This window comes from uncultured Abyssibacter sp. (genome assembly GCF_964000955.1).
GTDB lineage: Bacteria > Pseudomonadota > Gammaproteobacteria > Nevskiales > OUC007 > Abyssibacter.
In genome coordinates this window covers 1-19,000 of sequence record NZ_CAXFCL010000087.1, presented here as the reverse complement: position 1 = coordinate 19,000, position 19,000 = coordinate 1, and the positions used below count along the sequence as shown (strand labels likewise).

The 19,000-nt window shown below is 65.7% G+C and carries 16 protein-coding genes; 9 read left to right on the top strand and 7 right to left on the bottom strand.

Annotation, left to right across the window (positions count from 1 at the left end; translation table 11 throughout):
• The 3 genes from ABNS06_RS04155 to pnp all read left to right on the top strand — a co-directional run.
• The coding region (locus ABNS06_RS04155) for a tRNA pseudouridine(55) synthase TruB (RefSeq protein ID WP_348672750.1) at positions 1-693 on the top strand (693 nt) is incomplete at its 5' end.
• A 141-nt stretch (positions 694-834) separates the two neighbouring features.
• Entirely contained in the window at positions 835-1,104 is a 270-nt protein-coding gene (gene rpsO, locus ABNS06_RS04150) for a 30S ribosomal protein S15 (RefSeq protein WP_348672749.1), read from the top strand.
• A 61-nt stretch (positions 1,105-1,165) separates the two neighbouring features.
• Entirely contained in the window at positions 1,166-3,256 is a 2,091-nt protein-coding gene (gene pnp, locus ABNS06_RS04145) for a polyribonucleotide nucleotidyltransferase (RefSeq protein WP_348672748.1), read from the top strand.
• Between the two features lie 594 nt (positions 3,257-3,850).
• Here the strand turns inward: pnp and phaR are convergent.
• Positions 3,851-4,354 carry a polyhydroxyalkanoate synthesis repressor PhaR gene (gene phaR / locus ABNS06_RS04140; protein WP_348672746.1) on the bottom strand — a complete coding sequence of 168 codons (504 nt, stop codon included), beginning with the start codon at positions 4,352-4,354 and terminating at the stop codon, positions 3,851-3,853.
• A gap of 70 nt (positions 4,355-4,424) precedes the next feature.
• On the bottom strand, positions 4,425-5,309 hold the full coding sequence (gluQRS, locus tag ABNS06_RS04135; protein WP_348672744.1) for a tRNA glutamyl-Q(34) synthetase GluQRS: 885 nt from the start codon (positions 5,307-5,309) through the stop codon (positions 4,425-4,427).
• Between the two features lie 78 nt (positions 5,310-5,387).
• Between gluQRS and ABNS06_RS04130 the strand changes: the two genes are divergently transcribed.
• A complete protein-coding gene (locus ABNS06_RS04130) occupies positions 5,388-6,161 on the top strand; it encodes an HAD-IA family hydrolase (RefSeq protein ID WP_348672743.1) in 774 nt (257 codons plus the stop codon).
• The gene (locus ABNS06_RS04125) at positions 6,154-7,710 is read left to right on the top strand and encodes an FGGY-family carbohydrate kinase (RefSeq protein ID WP_348672742.1); all 1,557 of its coding nucleotides are present in this window, start codon (positions 6,154-6,156) and stop codon (positions 7,708-7,710) included. The genes ABNS06_RS04130 and ABNS06_RS04125 overlap by 8 nt, the downstream gene beginning before the upstream one ends.
• A gap of 21 nt (positions 7,711-7,731) precedes the next feature.
• On the opposite strand, the gene ABNS06_RS04120 is transcribed toward ABNS06_RS04125, so the two are convergent.
• Together ABNS06_RS04120 and queF are read right to left on the bottom strand one after the other, a co-directional pair.
• Positions 7,732-9,711: a M3 family metallopeptidase gene (locus tag ABNS06_RS04120; RefSeq protein WP_348672741.1), complete on the bottom strand. Its 1,980-nt coding sequence runs from the start codon at positions 9,709-9,711 to the stop codon at positions 7,732-7,734.
• Complete coding sequence (gene queF / locus ABNS06_RS04115; RefSeq protein WP_348672740.1) at positions 9,708-10,121, bottom strand: preQ(1) synthase; 414 nt, start codon at positions 10,119-10,121, stop codon at positions 9,708-9,710. The genes ABNS06_RS04120 and queF overlap by 4 nt, the downstream gene beginning before the upstream one ends.
• Positions 10,122-10,291: 170 nt before the next feature.
• Here queF and smc point away from each other — a divergent pair, with 170 nt between their 5' ends.
• Genes smc through ligA form a run of 3 tightly spaced genes read left to right on the top strand, consistent with a single transcriptional unit; the run spans position 10,292 to position 16,507 of the window.
• Positions 10,292-13,798 (top strand): chromosome segregation protein SMC, encoded by a 3,507-nt coding sequence (gene smc, locus ABNS06_RS04110; protein WP_348672739.1) that lies wholly within the window; start codon positions 10,292-10,294, stop codon positions 13,796-13,798.
• A gap of 43 nt (positions 13,799-13,841) precedes the next feature.
• Positions 13,842-14,498: a cell division protein ZipA C-terminal FtsZ-binding domain-containing protein gene (locus ABNS06_RS04105; protein WP_348672738.1), complete on the top strand. Its 657-nt coding sequence runs from the start codon at positions 13,842-13,844 to the stop codon at positions 14,496-14,498.
• On the top strand, positions 14,495-16,507 hold the full coding sequence (gene ligA / locus ABNS06_RS04100; RefSeq protein ID WP_348672737.1) for an NAD-dependent DNA ligase LigA: 2,013 nt from the start codon (positions 14,495-14,497) through the stop codon (positions 16,505-16,507). Before ABNS06_RS04105 ends, ligA begins: the two co-directional genes overlap by 4 nt.
• Here the strand turns inward: ligA and ABNS06_RS04095 are convergent.
• Positions 16,487-17,434, bottom strand: a complete 948-nt coding sequence (locus tag ABNS06_RS04095) for a MipA/OmpV family protein (protein ID WP_348672735.1) — start codon at positions 17,432-17,434, stop codon at positions 16,487-16,489. The genes ligA and ABNS06_RS04095 overlap by 21 nt on opposite strands.
• A 69-nt stretch (positions 17,435-17,503) precedes the next feature.
• On the opposite strand from ABNS06_RS04095, the gene ABNS06_RS04090 reads away from it, so the two are divergent.
• The gene (locus ABNS06_RS04090) at positions 17,504-18,538 is read left to right on the top strand and encodes a hypothetical protein (RefSeq protein ID WP_348672734.1); all 1,035 of its coding nucleotides are present in this window, start codon (positions 17,504-17,506) and stop codon (positions 18,536-18,538) included.
• Here ABNS06_RS04090 and ABNS06_RS04085 read toward each other — a convergent pair.
• Positions 18,535-18,801, bottom strand: coding sequence for a BolA family protein (locus tag ABNS06_RS04085; protein ID WP_348672732.1), 267 nt, complete (start codon positions 18,799-18,801; stop codon positions 18,535-18,537). The genes ABNS06_RS04090 and ABNS06_RS04085 overlap by 4 nt on opposite strands.
• On the bottom strand, positions 18,798-19,000 hold a 203-nt coding region (locus ABNS06_RS04080), incomplete at its 5' end, for a YciI family protein (RefSeq protein WP_348672730.1). The genes ABNS06_RS04080 and ABNS06_RS04085, both read right to left, overlap by 4 nt.

The window sequence follows — 19,000 nt, the reverse complement described above, 5'->3', positions numbered from 1 at the left end:
CGTTACGAGGTGACCGCGACCCTGGGCGTGAGCACGACCACCGGTGATGCCGAGGGCGAGGAGACTGGCCGGGCTGCCGTTGATCCGGATGCATTCATTCGGGCGGTCGCGCAGTTCGTTGGCGAGATCGAGCAGACGCCGCCCATGTATTCCGCGGTCAAGCATCAGGGGCGGCGGCTCTACGAACTCGCGCGTGCCGGCGAGACGGTGGAGCGCAAGACCCGCCGGGTGACGATCCATTCGATTGAAGTACTGGGACGCGGCGATGACAGCGTGACGCTGGATGTTCGTTGCTCCAAGGGGACCTACATCCGCACGCTGGTCAAGGACATCGCCGTGGCCGGCGGCTCGCTGGCCCACGTGGCCGCGCTGCACCGAACCCAGGCGGGGCCGTTTGCCGGCGACATGGTGACGATGGATACGATCGAGTCGCTGGCCGAATCGGGGGTGGACGCGCTGGACCGCTTGCTGCTGCCGGCGATCGAGGCCGTGCGGGATTGGCCGATGGTCCATGTCAATCAGGACTCGGCGTTCTTCCTGCGCCAGGGCCAGGCCGTGCAGGTGGCAAAGGCTCCCACGGAAGGGATGGTGGCGATGGTCGGGCCCGATGACGACCTCGTCGGCATCGGTGAAATTCTCGACGATGGTCGCGTGGGACCGCGTCGCGTGATGGCCCGACCGGGGCCGGAGTGAGCAAGGCTTCGCATGGCGGATGCGCCGTCGGTCGCGGACGCCGGTCAAAATGCACAAAACGCCTTGTTTTCACGCGATTGCCACTCTAGAATACGCGCCCTTCGCCGTCCTAGGGCGGACTTGTTTTCCAGGAGTAAATGAATGTCGTTGTCGTCTGAGCAGAAGCAGAGCGTGATCGGTGAGCATCAGCGTTCGGCTGCCGATACGGGCTCGCCTGAGGTTCAGGTGGCGCTGCTGTCCAAGCGGATCAATGAGCTGGGCGAGCATTTCGCCAAGCACAAGAAGGATCATCACTCCCGTCGTGGCCTGCTGAAGATGGTCAACCATCGTCGCAAGCTCCTCGACTACCTGAAGAAGAAGGATCTGGGGCGTTATCAGGCTCTGATTCAGGAACTCGGTCTACGCCGCTAGGCCGAAACGATTCGACTCCGGCCGACGTTCTGTCGGCCGATTTTTTTGCAACGGATAAATAATGGATTCGATCAAGAAGACCTTTCAGTACGGTAGCAATACCGTCACGCTCGAAACCGGCGCAATCGCGCGCCAGGCCTCCGCCGCCGTCACGGTGAACATGGATGACACGGTGGTTCTGGTGACGGCAGTCGCCCAGAAGGAGGCCAAGCCGGGCCAGGGCTTCTTCCCGCTGACGGTCAACTATCAGGAACGGTTCTACGCCGGTGGCCGGATTCCGGGTGGTTTCTTCAAGCGAGAAGGCCGGCCGACCGAAGGCGAGACGCTGACCTCCCGCCTGATCGATCGCCCGATCCGTCCGCTGTTCCCGAAAGGTTTCCTGAACGAAGTCCAGGTCATCGCGACCGTGGTTTCGGTCAACCCCGAAGTGCCGGCGGACATCCCGGCGCTGATCGGCGCCAGTGCGGCGCTGACGCTGTCCGGCTGCCCGTTCGCCGGTCCGATCGGCGCGGCCCGTGTCGGCTACATCAACGGCGAGTACGTGCTGAACCCGTCCGCGTCGCAGATCAAGGAATCCGCGCTGGATCTCGTCGTTGCCGGTACGTCCGACGCGGTGCTGATGGTCGAATCCGAGGCCAGCGTGCTGACCGAGGAAGTGATGCTGGGCTCCGTGCTGTTCGGTCATGAGCAGTCGCAGGCCGTGATCAACGTGATCAACGAACTGAAGGCGGAAGCCGGCAAGCCGGCTTGGGAATGGACCGCTGCCGCGGAAGACACCGCGCTCACCGATGCCGTGGCCACGGCCGAAGCCGATGTGACCGCTGCTTACGCCATTGCAGACAAGCTGGCCCGTCAGGACCGCCTCGGCGAAATCCGCGCGGCACTGGTCGACAAGCTGGTCACCGAAGACGAGGGCTCCGAGTGGACTGCCGGCGACGTGGCCGGTGCGTTCTCCAAGCTGGAAAAGCGCATTGTCCGCAGCCGCGTTCTGGAAGGGCATCCGCGCATTGACGGTCGCGACACGCGCACCGTGCGCGGGCTCGACATCCAGGTCGGCGTGATTCCGCGTACCCACGGCTCGGCGATCTTCACGCGTGGCGAAACCCAGGCGATGGTCTTCACCACGCTGGGTACCGGTCGTGATGCACAGATCATCGATAGCGTCTCCGGTGAGACCAAAGACCCGTTCATGCTGCATTACAACTTCCCGCCGTACTGCGTCGGGGAGACCGGTTTCATGGGGTCGCCGAAGCGTCGCGAAATCGGCCACGGCCGTCTGGCCCGCCGCGGGATCGCCGCGGTGATGCCGGATCTGGAAAGCGACTTTCCTTACGTGGTCCGCGTGGTTTCGGAGATCACCGAATCCAACGGTTCCAGCTCCATGGCCTCCGTTTGCGGCACCAGCCTGTCACTGATGGATGCCGGTGTGCCGATCAAGGCACCGGTGGCCGGTGTTGCCATGGGCCTGATCCTCGACAATGACCGCTTCGCGGTGCTGACCGACATTCTCGGTGACGAGGATCACCTCGGCGACATGGACTTCAAGGTGGCCGGGACCACCGAAGGCGTGACCGCGCTGCAGATGGACATCAAGATCGCCGGGATCACCCGCGAGATCATGGAGCGAGCGCTGGATCAGGCGCGCGAGGCGCGGCTACATATTCTTGAGGCGATGAACAAGGTCATCGACTCGCCGCGCGAGAACATGTCCGAGTGGGCGCCGCGGATCACGACGATCAAGATCAACCCGGATCGCATCCGTGACGTGATCGGCAAGGGTGGCGTGACCATCCGCGCGATTACTGAAGAAACCGGCACGACCATCGACCTCGATGACGACGGCACCGTGCGCATCGCCGCGGTCGACAAGTCGGCTGCGGATGCCGCCGTGAAGCGGATCGAGGAGCTGACCCGCGATGTCGTCGCCGGCGAGATCTACGAGGGCAAGGTTGCCCGACTCATGGATTTCGGCGCGTTCGTGACCATTCTTCCCGGCAAGGACGGTCTCGTGCACATTTCGCAGATCTCCGACAAGCGTGTGGAGAACGTTTCCGATGAGCTGTCGGAAGGCCAGGAAGTGCGCGTAAAGGTGCTGGAAGTCGACAAGCAGGGCCGTATCCGCTTGTCCATGCGTCTGGGAGAGGGCGAATAGACCGGATGGTCGATTCGTCCCGCGACGCGGTTGCTTGCTTCGCGCCATAGGATTCGTTAATGTAACGATTAACAGTTGCTTCACATGACCTGGGGGACATTGAAGCAGCTGCCACGAATCCGGGGGGTGAAGTGGAAAAGGCTCTCGAGGGAGAGTGCCAAGGTGCGTGAAAGGCGTGACGCCTTTCTCAAGGAGACTGGACAAAAGCCCGGCACGCCCGGGCTTTTGTTTGTCCGCAGTATGCTTTCCGAAGAGTCAGCCGACCCGGGTACAGCCGCCGCCGTATCGCAATGGCGGCGCCGGCTCGTGATTCGTTTTCAAACCACCTGAAGAAATTCGCCGTCGAATGTCCGGGCCGGCCGGGACACGATCAGCGCGTGTGCCAGGCGATCCCGTATTCCAGGCAAAAAAAAGCCCCCGGGGGAGGGGGCCAAGGTGCGAGAAAGGCACGAGGGCCTTTCTGGAGGAGACTCTGTTCAAGCTGCCGCGCCAGAAAGTCGCTGATCAGCTATCTGATGTTGCGATGCAGTATATGGTTAGCTTACTAATGTGTCAACAAAAATGTTGCGCTGCACGCAAAGGCTGTGACCGAGGTCACGAGTCGGTTGACGAACCGGCTTCCTCATCCTCGCTCTTGCCGGTCTTGCCGCGCGAAAGGTTCTTGACGAACTCACGTCGAACCGCCCGCCAGACCTGCGTATTCTCGGCAGCCAGGTCCTTGAGAGTCTGAAACGGCGTCGCAGTTCCCAGCCGCGTCCGCAACTGCTCCTTCAACTGACCGCTGCGTTCGATGAACAGTTGCAGGGACAGTTCCAGGTAGTGGCTGGCGGTGCTTTGCATGCTGTCGCCGTAGAAGCGAATGAGCTGCTCCAGGAGCTGGGTTCGGAACAGGGGATTGCCACCTTCCTCCTGCTCGGAGATCACCTGCAGCAGGATATTGCGGGTGATGTCCTGCCGGGTCCGCTTGTCGATGACGACAAACTTCACCTCTTCAATCACCAGCTGCCGAATTTCCTCCAGCGTGATGTACCGGCTGATTGCGGTGTCGTACAGGCGGCGATTGGGGTATTTCTTGATGACACGGACGTCGTCAGTCATGAAAATTCTTGGATTGTTGCACTGCGGAAGTGTGCCAGATGGGGCTGGCCGCGAATAGGTCGGGACCGCGCTAGCGCGAAATCACCGCTGCCCGGTCGGCCAGGAAGCGCGGCCAGGCGGAGATTGCGTCGTCCCACAACGCGTCCTGCGAGGCCCGTGCTTCCGCCCGGGACAGATAAGGCGACAGTCCCATCGCTTCGAATGCGCGCGACATCACGGCGACAGGCGCGTCGGCATCGACCGGCTGCGCGTGGTTCTGCTTGCTCAGCTTGCGACCGTCATCACCCCTTATGACCGGAATGTGGGCGTACCTGGGTGGTTTCAGGTCCAGTTGCGCGAGCAGCAGTCGTTGCGTGGATGTCGTGGGTAGCAGGTCGTCGCCGCGTACGACGTCGGTGACCTCGTCGAGTACGTCGTCGATCGCACCGGCCAGCAGGTAGGCATAGGCGCCATCCGCGCGGACCACGGCCGGGTCGCCGTAGTCCCGCCCGATCCGGCTGAGTTGCGGGCCGGCGAAACGATCGAAGAAGCTGTCTTCAGCCTGATCCAGCCGCACCCGGGTTGAGCGCGGCTTGCGGCCGGGGGGCAGGCCGTCGCGGCAGGTTCCGGGATAGACGCCCGGCACCGTCGAGGCCGCCCGTATCTCGGCGCGGGTGCAGGCGCAGGGGTAGGTGAGTCCGCGAGCGCTCAGCGTCGATAGCGCACGCCGGTAGCGGTCAAGCTGCCGGCTCTGGTAGGTCGGGGCATCATCGGGTTGCATGCCCAGTCGGGCCAGCGTGTCGATGATGCCCTGCGCGACCTTCGCATCGGAGCGACCGGTGTCGAGATCCTCGATACGCAGCAGCCAGCGACCGGCATGTGTCCGAGCGTCGAGATAGCTGGCAGCGGCGGCGACCACGGACCCCAGGTGCAACGCGCCGGATGGTGATGGCGCAAAACGACCGACGTAGGTCACAACTTTGTCTGCTTCGGCATCGCAGTTGGTTTCATCATCCGTATTATGTGGACTTGCTCGTTCAAATCACGATGACCCGTGTGGTTACAGGCACTACTGTTCGATCTTGATGGCACGCTGGCGGATACCGAGAGCCAGGGGCACCGCCCCGCGTACAACAGTGCGTTCAAGGATCTGGGGCTGGCCTGGAAATGGGGGCCGAAGCTCTACAGAAAGCTGCTGAACATGCCCGGAGGGCGGGAACGTGTGCGTCACTATGTGGAAGCCTATCAGCCGGAGCATGGGGAGCAGTCCGTGGACGAGCTCGTGGATGCGGTGCATTCGGCCAAGTCCATGCACTACGCCAGGCGGCTGGAACGCGGCAAGATTCCGCTGCGTCCCGGGGTGCGTCGCCTGATCGAGGAGGCCCGGCAAATGGGTGTGCAGGTGGCCATTGTCACCAATGCCAGCCGGGCGAGCATCGAGCCATTCCTGGCCCATGCCATGGGACCCGGATTGATCGACAAGGTAAGCGTGGTGGTGGGTTCCGAGGACGGACGCGCCAAGAAGCCCGCGCCGGATCTCTACGAGCTTGCGCTGGAGCGGCTCGGCGTCGTCGCGGAACACTGCGTGGCGATCGAGGATTCCGACGTCGGGCTTCAGGCGGCGCGGGCCGCCGGGCTGACGACGCTGGTCACGGTGAATTCCAATACGCGCACGCAGGTATTCGACGAGGCGGTGCTGGTCGTCGACAGTCTGGGTGAGGCCGATCGACCGGTGGAAGTCCTGGACAACCTGGGGAAGGAGACGGGTTGCCACGTCATCGACGTACCGTTTCTGAACAGCCTGATCGAGCCGTCGGTCGGTGGCTGATCGCCTTTTGCTCGCGCTGGACGTGGGCACGCAAAGCGCCCGCGCCATCGTCTTCGATGCGCGCGGCACGCTGATCGCCCGCGCCCAGACGGCGTTCCGGCCATACCAGTCTCCGAAGCCCGGCTGGGCGGAGCAGGACGTCGAGGTGTACTGGTCGGCGTTGCGCGACAGCTGTCATCGACTGTGGGCCGACGATGGTATCGACCCCACATCGATTGCAGCGGTGAGTCTGACCACGCAGCGCGGTTCGGTCGTCTGCCTGGACGAAGCGGGGCGGCCGCTGCGACCGGCGATCCTTTGGCTGGACAAGCGGATGCAGCCGGGGCTGGGCAACGTTCCGGGGCCCTGGGGCTGGCTGTTCCGCGGGCTGGGCGTGCACGAGACCATCGCCCAGTTTCGTGCCGACGCGGAATCCAACTGGCTGCTGGCGAATCAGCCGGAGCTCTGGAGCCGGACGCGGCATTTCCTGTTCCTGTCCGGGTATCTGACCTACCGGCTCACCGGCCACATTCGGGACTCGGTCGGCAGTCAGGTGGGGTATGTCCCGTTCAGCTACAACAAGCAACAATGGGCGCACCGCTGGGACTGGAAATGGAAGGCCGTTTGCGTGAAAGCCAGCCAGCTGCCCGAACTGGTACCGCCGGGCCAGCCATTGGGCGCGCTGACCGAAGCCGCCGCGGACGAGCTGGGATTGCCGCACGGGCTGCAGCTGATCGCGGCGGCCGGTGACAAGGCCTGCGAGGTCCTGGGCTCCGGCGCGTTGTCGGCGGACGTGGCCTGTCTGGGCTACGGCACCACTGCGACGATCAATACCGTCTCTGAAAAGTACCGCGAGGTAATCCGCTACCTGCCGGCCTATCCGGCCGCCGTGCCGGGGCATTTCAACACCGAGATCCAGATCTTTCGCGGTTTCTGGATGGTGTCCTGGTTCAAGCAGGAATTCGGCGCGCCGGAGGAGGAGATCGCGGCCTCGGCCGGCCTGCCCACCGAGGCGGTGCTGGATCAGCAGATTCGCGACATTCCGCCGGGCTCCGAGGGCCTGATGCTGCAGCCTTACTGGAGTCCGGGGATTCGCGATCCCGGCCCCGAGGCCAAGGGCGCGATCATCGGTTTCAGTGACGTGCATACCCGCGCGCACATGTACCGGGCCATTCTCGAAGGTCTGGCCTACGCGTTGCGGCATGGCCGCGAGCGTATCGAACGCACCACGCGTCAGCCGGTGCGGCGGTTGCGGGTCGCCGGCGGCGGCTCGCAAAGCGACGTGGCCATGCAGATCACCGCCGACGTGTTCGGGCTGCCGGCCGAGCGACCACATGTCTACGAGGCCTCGGCGCTGGGCGCGGCGATCAATGCCGCCGTCGGCATTGGCCTGCATCCGGACTACCGCAGCGCGGTGCGCGCCATGACTCATGTTGGTGAAGTGTTCGAGCCTGATCCGTCCGCGGTGCGGACCTACGACCGGCTGTACCGGCGGGTCTACGAGCGCATGTATGCCCGAATGAAACCGCTCTACCGGCAGTTGCGACGGACCACGGGCTCACCGCCCTGATCCGTCGCATGGGTCTGCTCGTCAGCGCGTGACCGAACTGCGCTGGCCGCGGACTTCCTCGAAGAATGCCGCGTTGGATGGCTTGCGACCCAGAAACGCCTCGACCATCGCCTCGGCCGGGCGCTCCGATCCGCGGGACAGCACCAGGGTGCGGAACCGCTGGCCGACCTGCGGGTTGATCACGCTGGCGCCGAAGGCCGACAGCATGTCCAGGGCGATGGCCTCCGACCACATGTAGCCGTAGTAGCCCGACGCGTAACTGCCGGCGATGTGCGAGAACGCCCCCGGAAACTGCGTCTCCGGCGCATAGCCGTAAGGTGTTTCCGCGGTCATCCGCTTCCACAGTGTCATCGCCGGCTGAGGCTCGCCCCGGTAGAGCGCGAAATCGAAGCCGGCGTAGAGATGCTGCCGGGCGTAGCGCATGCCGCTGGCCAGCCGGCGCGCCACATCCAGGCGTTCGATCTGGTCGGCGTCCAGGCGCGGGCAGCCGTCGCAGTACTGCTGCAGCAGCGCCAGCGACTCGGGGCGGCGAGCCCATTCCTCGAACATCTGCGACGGCGCTTCGACGAAGTCGCGCTCCACGCTGGTGCCGGCCTGCGAGACGTAGCGGCTGCGTGACAGCACACCATGCACGCCGTGGCCGAATTCATGGAAGAAGGTCTCGACCTCGGACTGGGTCAGCCCGTTGCGATCGAAGTTGGTGACCAGCACCGAGATCGGTGTCCGGCCCTGGGCGCGACTGGCGCCACGGACGGGAAACGCGGCCGCGTGCTTGTACTTGCCGGGGCGGGGGAACAGATCGAGGTAAATGCCCGACAGCAGCTCGCCGCTGCGGGCATCGACGACATCGTAGTAGACGACATCCTCATGCCAGACCGGTACATCGACCGGAACGAAGCGCAGGCCGTACTGGGTTTCGGTGACGCCCAGAATCCAGTCACGTACCGCCAGCGACGGGAAATAGGCACGTAGCGCCTCCTGGTCGATCTGCGCGGTCTGCTGGCGATACTGCTCAATGTAGTACGAGCGGTCCCACTGTTGCAGCGTTACCGATTCCTGCGGCTGGCCAAGGGCCGCGACCTTCATCGCCCGCAGTCGTTCGACATCGGCGGCTTCGGCCTCTCGGGTGACCGCGCCGACCTCGGTCAGAAAGGCATCGAGCTTGTCGACGCTGTCGACCATCCGGCGTTGAAGCACGAAGTCGGAATAACTGTCGAGTCCGTGCAGGACCGCGTACTCGTGGCGCAATGCGACGATGCGGTCGAGGATCTCCAGGTTGGCGTCGCCACCACGGCGGTTGAAAGCGGTGTAGTAGCGACGACGGGCGGCCTCGTCACTGGCGCTGCGCATGAACGGCGCGTAGTCCGGAGAGTCGAAGCCGACGGTCAGCGTGCCGCCAGGTTCGACGCCACGCTGTTCCAGATAGCTTGCCGGCAGGTCGGCCAGTTCATCGCCGGAGAAGCTCAATGTCTCGTCGTTCTCGCGAATGTTGCGGGCGAACTGCTGACTCAGCGATTGCACCTCGGTGAGGATTTCCGCGGCCCGTTGACGTTGGGCCGGCGGCAGGCTGACGCCGGCATCCGCGAAGGCGTTGAGGAGGTCCTGCTTCAGCTTGGCGTCGATGGCGTCGGCGGGTTCGACCGCGCGGATGCGCTGGTACAGAGCCTCGTCCTGGTAAAGCCCGGTCTCGAACTGCGTGTAGGCGACGATGCAGGCCTCGCCGGCGTCGCGCACCGCCTTGTCGGGATGGACGTAGGCGAGGATGTAGATCGGGCCGACCGCGTTCTCGACCGCGGCCATCATCCGGTCCCAGTCCAGCAGGACATTCCGTTCGGTGTCGGCGCTCATCGCGAGTCCGGCCGCACGCGCCTTGCCCAGCGTCAGCGCCTGCTCGCAGCTGGCGTTGATCTGTCCGGCGTCGAGCATTGGCAGCGTGACACGCGCCTGGGCGGTGGTGCAGATCGCCAGCAGACCGGCGGCGATCGTCCCGCGCCGGATCACGCCGGGCCTCCGGTGGTGATCGGGGGTACGGGCGGTGGCGGGCCGGGGGTCCAGTCCGCTGCCCGGTGTTCCGCGACCACCGTCGTGTAGATGCCGCCACGCACATAGAACTCCGCGGTCAGCCGCATGTACCGCGGCGCGGTGCAAGCCACCAGATCGTCGAGAATCCGGTTGGTCACGGCCTCGTGAAAGGCGCCCTCGTCGCGAAAACTCCACATGTAGAGCTTCAGCGACTTGAGCTCGACACAACTGCGGTCGGCAATGTAGTCGAGGAACAGCGTCGCGAAGTCAGGCTGGCCCGTCTTCGGGCACAGGCAAGTGAATTCGGGAATGCGCATCCGGATCAGAAAGTCGCGATCGGGGTTCGGATTCGGAAAGGTTTCCAGGTCCTTGGACGGCTGGGTGGACATGCGGTCTCCAGGGCTGAGCGCGGCGCCAGGCCAGTGCGGACGGGCTGCGGCAACGATAGTGGGAGCGGCGAAATGGCGCGCCCGGGACCGGCCGAACCGGTCCGCGGCTACTTCGCGGCGACCGCATTAATCTACACTACCGAATTGATACCCCTGAACAGCGCCACCTGATGCGGCTCAGTGCCATTCGGCTAGCCGGGTTCAAGTCCTTCGTGGACCCGACTCATCTCAAACTGGATTCCAACCTGACGGCCGTGGTCGGTCCGAACGGCTGTGGCAAATCGAACATCATCGACGCCGTGCGCTGGGTGATGGGTGAGTCCAGCGCGCGACAGCTGCGCGGCGATGCCATGGAAGACGTGATCTTCAACGGCTCCAAGGGGCGCAAGCCGGTCGGTCGTGCCTCCGTCGAACTCGTGTTCGACAACAGCGAGGGCAAGCTGGAAGGGCAGTTCGGTCAATACGCGGAAATCTCGGTCAAGCGTGAACTGGCGCGCGACGGTCAGTCCACCTATTTTCTCAACGGCAAGCGCTGTCGCCGTCGTGATGTCTCCGACCTGTTCCTGGGTACCGGTCTGGGTTCCCGGAACAGCTACGCCATCATCCAGCAGGGCACGGTGTCACGGCTGGTCGAGGCGCGGCCGGAGGACATGCGCAACATCATCGAGGAAGCCGCCGGCATCTCCCGCTACAAGGAGCGGCGCCGCGAAACCGAGAACCGGATTCGCCATACCCGCGACAACCTCGACCGGCTGGATGATCTGCGTTCGGAGCTGGGCGAGCGGCTGGCGCTGCTCAAGCGCCAGGCCGAGAACGCCGAGCGCTACAAGCAGCTCAAGTCGGAAGAGCGTCAGGTTGGCGCCGAGCTGCTCGTCTTGCGCCTGCAGGCGCTGGAGCAGGAGGGCGAGGAGCAACAGTCCCGAATCGACGCGGCTCGGCAGGCCTACGAGGCCGCCCGCGGCGAATCCGACGCGGCCGCGAAGGCCGCCGACGACGCGCGGCAGGCCCAGCAAACCGCCAGTGACGGGCTGCAGTCCGCGCAGGGCGCCTTCTACGGCGCGGAATCGGCGCTGTCCCAGCTTGACCAGGCGATCCGCCATGCACAGGAACTGGCCGAGATCCGGCGCAGAGAGCAGGCGCAACTGGCCGGCGAGATGGACCGGCTGGACAGCGAGCAGAAGAGCGCCGGCGACACGCGTCAGGCACTGGAGGCCGAACTGAGCGAGGCGCGCGCGACGCTGACCTCCGCCAGCGCCGAGGAAGACCGACTGGCCGAACAGGCCGCGCAGAGCGAGGCCGAACTGTCGCGGATCCAGGCCGGCTGGGACCAGATCGTCGAACAGGCGCAGAAGCCGTTGCGGGATGCGGAGCGCGAGCGCGTCCGCGTCGAGCACGCCGAACGCCAGCTCGAGGACTACGCGCGCCGCGGCGAAAAACTCTCGACGCGTCTGGCCGAGATCGACCTGCCGGCCGCGGAAACCAAGGCGGCCGACTCGCTGAAACGTCACGAGTCCCTGGTTGCGGACCTGGAGGCCGCAAGGGCGCGCGTCGCCGATGTAGACCAGCAATTGGCCGGGCTGCGCACGGCGCGCGGAGAAGCCGATCGTGCGCTGGACGAGGCTCGCCAGCAGCTGCATCGTCTGCGCGGACAGCGCACCTCGCTGGAGGCGTTGCAAAAGGCCGCGTTGCAACAGGATCAGGAACGTCTCGGCCCCTGGCTGGAGCAGAACGGCGTGGCTGAGCTGCCGCGTCTGGCCAAGCTGCTGCAGGTCGAGCCGGGTTACGAGACCGCTGTGGAATCGGTGCTGGGGCCCTGGCTGCAGGCCGTCGCGGCCGGTGACATTCCCGAAGTGGACGAGGCACCGCCCGCGGCGCTGGGCCTGGTGTCGGACAGCGAATCCGGCGCGGTTTCGGTGCCCGCATCGGTGGCTGGCGCGCGGCCGCTGATCGCCTGCGTCGAAGGTCCGGCCGTGCTGATGGCGCTGCTGGACGGTGTCTATTACACCGATGACGTCGCCACCGCGGCGCGACGGGCCGATCACCTCAAGCCCGGCCAGCGTCTGGTCACGCCCGATGGTTCGATCTTCGGCCCGGGCTATCGCTGGTACGCGTCCGCCGGCGCCACCGGAGATTCCGTGATCGCGCGCGAGCGGATGCTCAAGCAACTGACCGGCGATGTCGCGGTCGCGGAAACCGAGGAGCAACGCCAGCGCGAGTCACTGGAGACGATTCGAGGTCAGCTTGCGGAACTGGATCAGCAGCGCAGCGAATTGCTGTCGACCTCTGATCAGGTGGCGCGGGATGCCGCGCGGGCGCTGGCCGACCGTGAACGCGATCAGGGTCAGGTCGAGCAGTTGAAGCGCAGCCAGAGCGCCGCGCAGGGCGAGCTGGCCGAACTGGCGGACAACAAGGCCACGGCCGAAGCCAGCCTTCAGGCGGCCCGACGCGCGCTAACCGAGTTGATGGAGCAGGCGGCGCAGGCGGAGCAGCGCCGCAACGCGCTCCAGGTCGAACTGACCCAGGCCCGCCAGCACATGGCCGAGATCCGCCACGGCCTGGATCAGGCCCGTCGCGCCCGCCAGGATTCCGCGATGCGGCTGTCCGAGCGGGAGACCCGGCTGGGTGCGGCCCGCCAGCGGGTGGAGGAACTGGTCGCCCGCCGTCGGGAGCTGGACGCGCGCATGCGCGCCGAGGACGCCCGGGCTGATCGCAGCGAAAAGCCGATCGAGACGTTGCAGGCCGAGCGCGGGCCTGCCGAAAAGCACAAGCAGGCGGCCGAAGCCGATCTGCGTCAGGCACGCGAACGCCTGCAAACCGCGGAGGTGCGCGTACGTGAGCGCGCGGATCTGGCGCGCAAGGCGGCCTCGAAGCTGGATCCGCTGCGCGAGCGCCTGCAACAGGCCAAGCTGGACGCGCAGGGCCTGCAGGTGCGGCGGCAGACGTTGCTGGAGCGCCTGCAGGAGATGAACGTGTCGCTGTCCAGCGTGCGTGCCGAGCTCGAAGAGGGCGCGACCGTGGATGCCTGGGTGGAACGACTCGCCTCGCTGGAGCGGCGAATTCAGCGACTGGGCGCGATCAATCTCGCCGCGATCGAGGAATTCGCCGAGCAGCAGGAGCGGGCCGAGTATCTCGACCGCCAGCACGAGGACCTCACCGGCGCGCTGGATCAGTTGACCACCGCGATCAACCAGATCGACCGGGAGACGCGCGCGCGTTTCCGCGAGACCTTCGAGACGGTGAACGGTCATTTCCAGACCCGGTTCCCGCTGCTGTTCGGCGGCGGTGAAGCCACGCTGGAGCTGACCGGGGACGATTTGCTGGAGACCGGTATCCGCGTCATGGCGCGGCCGCCGGGCAAGCGCAACTCATCGATCCAGTTGCTGTCCGGGGGTGAGAAGGCCATGACGGCGGTGGCGTTGCTGTTTGCGCTGTTCCAGCTCACGCCGGCGCCGTTCTGCATGCTCGACGAGGTCGACGCCCCGCTGGACGACGCGAACGTCAGCCGCTATTGCGACATGATTCGGCACATGTCCGACGACGTGCAATTTATAATCATTTCCCATAACAAGCTGACCATGGAACTGGCCGACCGGCTGCACGGTGTCACCATGCAGGAACCGGGTGTCTCGCGCCTCGTCAGCGTTGACATGGAACAGGCGCTGGAGATGGCCGGCTAATGGCGGTCATGCGGCAGCCTGGACTCACAGAAACGGATTTAGCATGAGTGCAATGCAATGGGCCCTGCTCGTGGCCGGACTGGCCGTCGTCGGTCTCGTCTACTGGTACAGCCGGCGGGATCTGGGCGACGAGGCCGGTGATTCGGCCGATGACGATCGTGGCCAGATGGGCCTGTGGGACAACTTCGGCGATCAGTTCGACGAGTTCGGCGTGGGCAAGCCCCGCGTGCGCTCGGCGCCCGATCTCGACGCCCCGTCCTCGCCGGAGCCGGATGAAGCCGGCAACCAGAAGCTGGTGGTGTTCTATCTGGTCGAACGCGAGAATGCGTTCATTCCCGGCACGCACATCCATCAGTCGATGGAGACGCTCAAGATGCAGTTCGGCCACCGTCACATCTATCACCGGATCAAGGAAGTGGGTGGTGTGCCGCAGGAGGTCTTCTCGATCGCCAGCATCGCCAAGCCGGGCCACCTGGATCCCCAGGAAGCCGAAACCTTTTCCACCCCGGGACTGGTCGTGTTCATGAACCTGCCCGGACCCGAGCATCCGGAGGTCGCCCTCGACGACATGCTGCGCACCACGCGCAAGCTGGCGGAGTGGCTGAAGGCGGACATTCTCGATGATCAGCGTGAATTGCTGACCGATGAGCGTGTGGAGGAGCTGCAACGGGACGCGCGTCTGAGCGCGAATCCGCGATGATCGAGCCCGCGCAGCGGGCGGCCGCGCTGCGTGAGCAACTCCACGAGCACGCCCATCGCTACTACGTGCTCGACGACCCCAGCGTTCCGGATGCCGACTACGATCGCCTGTACCGGGAGCTGGAGGCGCTGGAGGCAGAGCATCCCGAACTGATTGTTCCGGACTCGCCGACCCAGCGGGTCGGGGCGCAGCCGAACAGCGCCTTCGAACCGGTCCGGCACCGGCTGCCGATGCTGTCGCTGGCCAATGCGTTCTCCGAGCAGGAGGTCCGCGATTTCGATCGCCGTGCACGCGAACGCGCCGGCGAGGATGCGCTGGTCTACGTCGTCGAGCCGAAGATGGATGGTCTGGCGGTGTCGCTCACCTACGAGCGCGGCTTGCTGGTCAAGGCGGCCACGCGCGGCGACGGGCGCACCGGTGAGGATGTCACCGCCAATGTCCGAACCATCCGTCAGGTGCCACTGCGCCTGTCCGGCGATGTCCCCGAGCTGGTCGAGATTCGCGGTGAAATCTACCTGCCGCTGGCCGGCTTTCACGAAATGAATCGCCGGCTGGAAGCCGATGGGGCAAAGACCTTCGTCAATCCCCGCAATGCCGCCGCCGGTGCGCTGCGGCAGCTCGACCCGGCCGTCACCGCGCGGCGACCGCTGGAGATCGTCTGTTACGCGGTCGGTCATCTGGAAGCGGGCAGCCTGCCGACCACGCACATGGAACTGCTGGAGCTGATCGCGGCCTGGGGGCTGCCGGTGTCCAGCCTCAACCAACGGGTCGACAGCATCGATGACTGCCTGCGCCAGTATGCGGAGTTGCAGGCGGCGCGGGAGGAGCTCCCGTTCGAGATCGATGGTGTCGTCTACAAGGTCGACGACCTGGCCATCCGCGAGACACTGGGGCAGGTCGCGCGGGCGCCGCGCTGGGCCATCGCGCACAAGTTTCCGGCGGAGGAGGTCAGCACACGGCTGCTCGACGTCGAATTCCAGGTCGGGCGGACCGGGGCGCTGACGCCTGTAGCCCGGCTGGACCCGGTGTTCGTCGGCGGTGTCACGGTGTCCAACGCGACACTGCACAACATGGACGAAATCGAGCGCAAGGATGTGCGCATCGGTGATCGCGTCGTGGTCCGGCGTGCCGGCGACGTGATTCCCGAGGTCGTGCGCGTGCTGATCGACGAGCGGCCCGATGATGTCCAGCGCGTCGAACAGCCCGCGGCCTGTCCGGTCTGCGGTTCGGACGTGGTCCGCGCCGAGGGCGAGGCCATCGCGCGCTGTTCGGGCGGGCTGGTCTGCTCGGCGCAGCGGGAAGGCGCATTGCGGCATTTCGTCTCGCGCAGGGCGATGGATGTCGACGGCATGGGCGACAAGCTGATCGAGCAACTGGTCGCCAGCGGGCGCGTGCAGTCGCCGGCCGATCTGTACACGCTGACCCAGGACGAACTCGCCAGCCTGGAACGTATGGGCGAGAAGTCAGCCGCCAATCTGGTGGCGGCGCTGGAACGGTCCAAACAGACGGAACTCGGACGTCTGATCTACGCCATCGGGATTCGCGAGGTCGGCGAGGTCACCGCGCAGTCCCTGGCCAATGCATTCGGCGACCTGCCGGCGCTGATCGATGCCGATGAGGAGGCGTTGCTGGCGGTGCCTGACGTCGGACCCATCGTGGCCCGCCATGTTCGCTCCTTCTTCGAACAGGAGCAGAACCTCGGGGTGCTGGAGTCCTTGCGGGAACTGGGCGTGCGCTGGCCGAAAATCGAGGTGGTCGAATCACCAGCCGAGCAGGCCCTGAGCGGAAAGACCTTCGTGCTGACCGGTTCGCTGGAAACGATGACGCGTGACGACGCCAAGGCGCGGATTCAGGCCTCCGGAGGCAAGGTGACGGGCAGCGTGTCCAGGAAGACCGACTACGTCGTGGCCGGCGCCGACCCCGGGTCCAAGCTGGCCAAGGCCGAGGCGCTGGGCATCGAGGTGCTGGACGAAGCCGGCCTGCGGGCGTTACTCGGCGACGCCGACTGATTCGTCCGGCTGCGCCGGCTCGATTACTGGCGTCTTCGAACGCTTGAGGCGTTTCGGTTCGGGCGGCTCCCGAACCGGGGAGTAGGGCGCCAGTTCCTCGCTCTTCCAGATCCTGCGCGCGATGCCGATCCCGAAAATCACCGCCTGTTCGGTTTCCACCAGCGGGCTGTCAGCGAAATCCGCGCCCGCCAGATTGTCGTAGAGCACGAACGCGCCGATACGCGTGTCGCCGCGGCGCCACGTGACCACCGCATTGGCGCGGGCGCCCGAATACCCACCTCCGGCCGCGAATGCGGGACGGTCCGGTCGGGCGAACTGCGGATCCACCTCGTAGAAATAGTCGTGATACTTCTCGGTGGCGAACAGCGGGCCCAGTGACAGGGTCAGGCCCCAGGACGTGCCGTTGACCAGCCAGTTGCGCGACATTTCGTAGTTGGGGTGAATCAGCCAGCCGATTGGTTCGAAGCTTTGCAGGTCGGTGGCGACGACCGCGCGGGCGGGAATCCGGATGCGGTGCACCCAGCGGCGCGGTTCACGCCGCAGCACGAAGTCCAGCGACGGACCGATCTCGAAGGTGCCCTCGATGTCGGGCATGTCTTCGCGGTTCGGGTTGTCGTCGGCATCGCCTGGCAGTGAGGTGGCCAGCGACAGCGACAGCTCCGTATTGAAGTCCTCGATCAGCGACGCCGCGGCGCCTTCGCGGCCGATGCGAAAACGCTCGCCGCGGTATGCGGCGTAGGGCGCCAGAATGCCGAAGGAACTGAAATGCTCCGCGCCCCGGTAGTCCGGGAACACCGTTCCGCCGCCACCGACACCGACTTCCCACTTCGGGTCCCGGATCTGCTCAGACTCGTCGTTCGCCAGGACGGGACAGCAGGCAAGAATCAGCGCGGCAAGCCCGAAGGCCGCAGAGTAAAGTGGCTTCATGCGAGGAAGTTTGCAGGGTTTGTCAGGCGAAGGCGAGTCATGATCGGGTTGTGGAGAGTGGGACGTCTGGTGGCGGCATCATGGCTGGCCTGGCTGTGCTGGACCTTCGCCCCGACGGAGCGATTCAATGCCGACCTGGCGGCCCTGGATGACGCACCGTTCGAGCAGCGATTCCAGCAGGAGTTCGCGGCGGATCGGCTTTCGGAAGCCGGGCTCAGTCTGGAGGCCGGATGTGACGCTGGCGTGATCGCGGCCCCGGACTGCATGCGGTATCGGCAGCAGCTTAACCAGCGCCGGGAGTCCGCCGACTACCGCTGGCAGCAGGCCGCGCGCGGCGCGATCACCGGTGAGGCGGAGTCCAACGTGGCGCTGGCCGGCGCCGTGGTGGCGGATCTGTTCGTGATCGGCGACATCCGAGACCTGATCATCCAGTCCTGGCGATGGTCGAAGGGCGAGCCTACCGACCCGGTGATCGCGGCGTTGTCGGGGCTCGGGCTCGCGCTGACGTTGATGCCATCCGCCGATGTAGGCGCGGCGCTGCTGAAGGCGGGCCGTCGTGCCGGCGCGATGAGTGCCCGCTTCGCGCGTTCGCTGCTCCGTCTGGGCAATCGGGGCGGGGACATGCGGCGCCTGGGCGCGGTCGCGACCGATGCACGTCGTCTCGCCAGGCAAACCGATGCGGCGACGACGCTGCGAATTCTCCGGCATGTCGAACATCCCGCCGATCTGGCGCTGGCCACACGCCTGACCCGGCGCGCCGGGCTGGGTGCTTACGCGCTGGAAACCGGCGGCCGCGGCACGCTCAGAATGATGAAGACGCTGGGCCGTCAGGGTGACGAGGTCATCCTGCGCGCTGCGCGCAAGGGTCGGCCGGGATTGCAGTTGCTGGCCCGCACCGGTCGCGTCGCTCTTCGCCCACATCCGCTGCTGGGTCTGGCCAAGTTCATCCGCAAAGGCCGGACGCGTGAGTGGGTCGAATTGCAGATGATGCAGCGGGCCGGGCTGATGCGTTGGGGCGCGACGGGCTGGCTGGCGCTGGAACTGCTGTTGATCGCGTGGTGGATCGGGCGGCGTCGCCGCCAGGTGCGACCAGCGGTGCGCTAGGGCGCCGCGTCCAGTGCCAGCGCGTGAATGTCGGTATCCATCAGATCGCCCAGGGCGCCGTATACCGCGCGGTGGCGTTCCACGGCGCGCAGGTCGGCGAAGGCATTTGCGCGGATGCGAACGCTGAAGTGGCCCTTGCCGCTGCGGGCGCCGGCGTGGCCGACATGCAGGTGGCTGTCGTCCTGGATCGCGAGTTCGTAGGGATCGAAGGCCGATTCCAGGCGCTTGCGGATTTCGGAGATGCGGGTTTCCTGCAAAGTCATTTCGGATAGACGGGTTTGAACGGGTAGACGTCGACGTGGGTGTAGACGCCGGCTTCCTTGTACGGATCGGCGTTCGCCCAGGCGCGGGCTGCGTCGATGGATTCGAACTCCGCGACGATCAGGCTGCCGTGATAGCCGGCTGCCGTGGCGTCCGGGTGTTCGGTGATCGGCATCGGCCCGGCCAGCAGCAGGTGGCCGG

Coding starts and splice junctions, on each gene's coding strand:
- rpsO (WP_348672749.1), top strand. CDS start 835: ATGTCGTTGTCGTCTGAGCAGAAGCAGAGCGTGATCGGTGAGCATCAG.
- pnp (WP_348672748.1), top strand. CDS start 1,166: ATGGATTCGATCAAGAAGACCTTTCAGTACGGTAGCAATACCGTCACG.
- phaR (WP_348672746.1), bottom strand. CDS start 4,354: ATGACTGACGACGTCCGTGTCATCAAGAAATACCCCAATCGCCGCCTG.
- queF (WP_348672740.1), bottom strand. CDS start 10,121: ATGTCCACCCAGCCGTCCAAGGACCTGGAAACCTTTCCGAATCCGAAC.
- smc (WP_348672739.1), top strand. CDS start 10,292: ATGCGGCTCAGTGCCATTCGGCTAGCCGGGTTCAAGTCCTTCGTGGAC.
- ABNS06_RS04105 (WP_348672738.1), top strand. CDS start 13,842: ATGAGTGCAATGCAATGGGCCCTGCTCGTGGCCGGACTGGCCGTCGTC.
- ligA (WP_348672737.1), top strand. CDS start 14,495: ATGATCGAGCCCGCGCAGCGGGCGGCCGCGCTGCGTGAGCAACTCCAC.
- ABNS06_RS04095 (WP_348672735.1), bottom strand. CDS start 17,434: ATGAAGCCACTTTACTCTGCGGCCTTCGGGCTTGCCGCGCTGATTCTT.
- ABNS06_RS04085 (WP_348672732.1), bottom strand. CDS start 18,801: ATGACTTTGCAGGAAACCCGCATCTCCGAAATCCGCAAGCGCCTGGAA.